The 4,560-nt window shown below is 63.6% G+C and carries 5 protein-coding genes; all 5 read right to left on the minus strand.

What is annotated here, in order from left to right; genetic code table 11:
• The coding region (locus EOA24_RS28295) for a 3-deoxy-7-phosphoheptulonate synthase (RefSeq protein WP_127410308.1) at positions 1-715 on the minus strand (715 nt) is incomplete at its 3' end.
• Between the two features lie 202 nt (positions 716-917).
• Entirely contained in the window at positions 918-1,712 is a 795-nt protein-coding gene (locus tag EOA24_RS28300; RefSeq protein WP_126080079.1) for an SDR family oxidoreductase, read from the minus strand.
• Between the two features lie 376 nt (positions 1,713-2,088).
• Positions 2,089-3,081 carry an inositol 2-dehydrogenase gene (iolG, locus tag EOA24_RS28305; RefSeq protein WP_126063304.1) on the minus strand — a complete coding sequence of 331 codons (993 nt, stop codon included), beginning with the start codon at positions 3,079-3,081 and terminating at the stop codon, positions 2,089-2,091.
• 74 nt (positions 3,082-3,155) lie between these two features.
• Positions 3,156-3,926: an ATP-binding cassette domain-containing protein gene (locus EOA24_RS28310; protein ID WP_042637543.1), complete on the minus strand. Its 771-nt coding sequence runs from the start codon at positions 3,924-3,926 to the stop codon at positions 3,156-3,158.
• A gap of 2 nt (positions 3,927-3,928) precedes the next feature.
• Positions 3,929-4,560, minus strand: a 632-nt coding sequence (locus EOA24_RS28315; RefSeq protein ID WP_133374645.1) for an ABC transporter permease, incomplete at its 5' end; no start/stop codon positions are given.

Below are 4,560 nucleotides of genomic sequence, written 5' to 3' on the forward strand. Positions count from 1 at the left end.
GCTGAATGCCGCCGCGCAGGATCACATGGCAATCCTCATTGCCCGTGGTGGCCGCGATCGCACTGCGGCCGCCCTTGGTCACCGCCATGAAATGATGCGGCTGGGCTGCCGACTTCACCGCTTCGCCGGCGATCCTGAGATTGCCGTCGGTGCCATTCTTGAAGCCAACCGGGCAGGAGAGGCCCGATGCCAGCTCGCGATGGATCTGGCTTTCGGTCGTGCGCGCGCCGATGGCGCCCCAGGCGACGAGGTCGGCGATGTATTGTGGGATGGTCATGTCGAGGAACTCGGTCGCCGCCGGCAGGCCGAGATTGTTGACGGCCGACAGCACGTTGCGCGCCATGCGCAAGCCCTTCTCGATGTTGAAGCTGCCGTCGAGATCGGGATCGTTGATCAGCCCCTTCCAGCCGAGCGTGGTGCGCGGCTTCTCGAAATAGACGCGCATGACGATCTCGAGCCGGTCGGCCAGGGTCTCGCGCAGCGCCGCCAGACGGCTGGCATAGTCAACGGCCGCGACCGGATCGTGGATGGAACAAGGGCCGACGATGACAAGCAGTCGATCGTCGGCCCCGGTCAGGATCGAATGAATGGTGTTGCGCGAGGCGGCAACGGTGCGCGTCGCGGTGAGCGAGCGCGGTATCTCGCGCATCACCTCGTCCGGCGTGCTCAAGGCTCTGATTTCGGTGACCCGAAGGTCGTCTGTGGTGGTCAACACGGCTTTCTGCTCCTGATTTAGGAGACCTGCCGGCTTGAAACAAAAAAGCCGCCAGGTCTGGCGGCTTGTCGGATTTTGATCTGGAGTTTTTCAGATCGAGCGCAATCCTCCCGCCGCCAGCGAGCTACCGTAGCTAAAGTACCAAAACGAGGCGGTCAGGTGGATCATGCGGCTCATATAGTCGATGCGAGGGCGGTTGTCACTACTCCCCAATCACGCCGGCTATGTTCTGATCATAATCGACGAGGGAGCCGGTCATGACGCCGGCCTGAGGGCTCAGCATATAGGTGATCAGCCGGGCTAGCTGCGCCGGCTTGACCAGCTGGCCCATCGGCTGCGCTGCCTCTGCCTTCTCCAGCCAGTCATCCGACGCTCCGTGCCATTTCTTCTGCACGATCGCCTCGCCCTCGGTGTCCATCCATCCCGGCAGCACGGCGTTGCAGCGGATGCGGTTCTTCCGGTAGGCGCTGGCGACATTCTTGGTCAGCGTCATCAGCGCACCTTTGCTGGTCGAATAGGGCGTGAGGAAGGACTGGCCGGCATGCGCCGACATCGACAGCACGTTGACGATCGAGCCGGGCGCCTTGCGCTCCAGCAGATGCGCGACAAGGCCCTGCATCAGGAAGAAGGGGCCGCGGACATTGGTGTCGAAGATCTGGTTGAAGAGTTCTTCGGTGGTCTCCACTAACGACCCCCGCGCGGACGTGGCGGCGGCGTTGACCAGCGCGTTCAAGGTTCCGAAATGCTCAAGCGCCGTCGCGACCGCGCGCTTGCAGTCGGCGACCTTGGCGACATCGGCGCTGATGAAGATGGCGTCGACGCCGTTTTTCTTCAGCACTGCCACCGCCTTGTCGCCCTTTTCCTGCGAGCGGCCGATCAGCGCGAGCGCGCGGCAGCCCTCGTCTGCAAGCGCTTCCGCGACGGCGAAGCCGATGCCCTGCGCGCCGCCGGTGACGATGGCGCGTGTTTCTGAATTGCGACCGGCCAAACCGCTCATCGCTGTGCTCCTGTGTTTTGAATGACCAATGGATTTTCGAGATTCATTGACGTTCCGTTCGGTTTCCCGGTGCCTTGGCCCACGTTGATAACTTGGCCGAAGCGGCCCGACTTCGTCATCCTAGGGCGAAGCAGGAGCGTAGCTCCGTTGCGGAGACCCTAGGATCCATGCCGTGACCCCGGCCGAAGAAAGCGGCGGAGCAGAATTTCTGGACCGTTGCACACCGCTCCGATGTAACGGCATGGATCCTCGGGTATGCGCGCGTCGCTTCGCTCCTTGCTCCGCCCGTGGATGACGACGCGATGGATGTTCCGGCTAATCGCCACCCTTGCAGACCAACAAACCGACCATCCTTCAAAGCGTTCGCCCAACCGGACTAATCGACGCGGACGGTCTTCCCCGTTTTCGCCGACTCCAAAGCCGCGTCGGCCAGCTTCAGCGCGATCAGTCCGTCCTTGCCGCTCGGCGCCGCCTTCTTGCCGGCAGTCGCCGCGGCGATGAAGGAGGCGATCTCATTGGCATAGGCATCGATGTAGCGGGTCATGAAGAAGTCGTGTAGCGGCGGGCGGGTGTAGCCCTTGTCGTTGGCGAGCTCGATCGAGACCGGCCGCTGGTTCTCGGCGGCGACCATGCCTTTCGAGCCATGCACCTCGATGCGCTGGTCATAGCCATAGGTGGCGCGGCGTGAGTTGGAAATGACGGCCTGCCTGCCGGACGCGGTTTCGAGGATGACGCTGACCGAATCGAAATCGCCGGCTTCGCCGATCTTCTTGTCGACCAGCACCGAGGCGTGGGCGCTGACCGCGACCGGCTCCTCGCCGAGCAGGAAGCGCGCCATGTCGAAATCGTGGATGGTCATGTCGCGGAAAATGCCGCCGGAGCGGGCGATGTAATCGAGCGGCGGAGCGCCCGGATCGCGGGACGTGATGGTGACCATCTCGACCGTGCCGATGGCGCCGTCGTCGATCGCCTTGCGCACGGCGGCGAAATGCGGGTCGAAGCGGCGGTTGAAGCCGACCATCAGCGTGGCGCCGGTCTTCTCGACCACCGCCAGGCATTTTTCGACGCGCTCGACGGAGAGGTCGATCGGCTTCTCGCAGAAGATCGCCTTGCCGGCCTTGGCGAAGCGCTCGATCAGGTCGGCATGGGTGTCGGTCGGCGTGCAGATGATGACGGCGTCGATGTCCTTGGCCTTTTCGATGGCATCGATGCTGCGCACTTCGGCGCCATAGGCAGAGGCCAGCTCGGTCGCCGCTTTCTCGAAGGCATCGGCCACGGCGACGAGTTTTGCCTGCGGGTTGGAAGCGACGGCGCGGGCATGCACCTTGCCGATGCGGCCGGCGCCGAGGAGAGCGAAGCGGAGTGTCATGGAATGTCCTTCGAGGGTGGGTTTGTAGGCCTATCCGCGCCTTGCGGCGCGGACGATTGGTTCGTCGGACGCCGTCAGGCGGCCTGCAGTTCCGCCTGGCCGGTCTTGGCGCCGGTGATGTAGGCGACGATGTCGTTGCCATCGGTGTCCTGCTTGCGCAAATTGGCGACGATACGCCCGCGGCGGAAGACGACGATGCGGTCGACCAGGTCAAACACCTGGCGCATGTTGTGGCTGACCAGGATCAACGGCTCGCCGTTCTCCTTCAGCGTGCGGATGATGTTTTCGACCTGCGCGGTCTCCTGCACGCCGAGCGCCGCGGTCGGCTCGTCCATGATGATCAGCTTGGAGGCGAAGGTCGCCGTCCTGGCGATCGCCACGCACTGGCGCTGGCCGCCCGACATGTGGCGGATGGTGCTGGAAAGGTTAGGAATCTTCACCGCCGTGCGGACAAGCGCTGCCTCGGTGGCCTTGCGCATCGCCTTGCGGTCGAGGATGGAGAAGGGGCCGAGGTTGAACAGCACCTTCTCGCGGCCGAGGAACAGGTTCGACGGCACGTCGAGATCATCAGCCAGAGCGAGGTTCTGGAACACAGTCTCGATGCCTGCCTCGCGCGCCTCGATCGGGCCGGCGAAGTTCACCTCCTTGCCGTCGAACCAGATCTTGCCACTGGTGCGCTGCTCGACGCCGGTGATCTGGCGCACGAAGGTCGACTTGCCGGCGCCGTTGTCGCCCATGATGGCGACATGCTCGCCCTTGCGCAGCTCGAAATTCGCCTCCTGCAGCGCGTGCACGCCGCCATAATGCTTGGTGAGGTTTTCGGTTTTCAGAACGATATCGGACATGGTCAAGCTCCTATCGCGCGGCGGCGCTGGCGCCATTGATCGAGAACGACCGCGCCGACGATGATCACGCCCTTGACCATCTCCTGATAGTAGGCGTCGAGGCGCAGGAAGGTGAAGCCGGAAATGATGACGCCGAAGATCAGCGAGCCGATCACGGTGCCGATGATCGAGCCGCGGCCACCCGACAGCGAAACGCCGCCGATGACCGCCATGGCGATGGCGTCGAGCTCGTACATGACGCCCATGCCGGCCTGGGCGGTGAGGTTCTTGGACGACAGCACCACCGCGGCGATCGCGGCCAAGATGCCGGCGATCGCGTAGACCAGCACCTTGTGATTGGCGATCTTGATGCCCGACATGCGCGCGGCGTCCTCGTTCGAGCCGATGGCGTAACAGTGCTTGCCGTATTTCGTGTAGGTCAGGATGAGCTGGAACAGGATCGCCAACGAGATGAAGATGACGACCGGCATCAGCCCCTTGCCGATGGCCGCGAAGCTGTCGGTCGGAAACGAGATCGGCTGGCCCTTCGACCACCATTTGGCGATGCCGCGGGCGGTGACCATCATGCCCAGCGTGGCAATGAAGGGTGGGATGCGGGTGTAGGCGATCAAGAGGCCGTTGATCAGGCCGGCGA

Origin of the sequence: Mesorhizobium sp. M2A.F.Ca.ET.039.01.1.1 (assembly GCF_003998035.1) — a bacterium.
Taxonomy (GTDB): domain Bacteria; phylum Pseudomonadota; class Alphaproteobacteria; order Rhizobiales; family Rhizobiaceae; genus Mesorhizobium.

Bases quoted from the DNA above. Each gene is read 5' to 3' on its own strand.
- EOA24_RS28300 (WP_126080079.1), bottom strand. From the start codon at position 1,712: ATGAGCGGTTTGGCCGGTCGCAATTCAGAAACACGCGCCATCGTCACC.
- iolG (WP_126063304.1), bottom strand. From the start codon at position 3,081: ATGACACTCCGCTTCGCTCTCCTCGGCGCCGGCCGCATCGGCAAGGTG.
- EOA24_RS28310 (WP_042637543.1), bottom strand. From the start codon at position 3,926: ATGTCCGATATCGTTCTGAAAACCGAAAACCTCACCAAGCATTATGGC.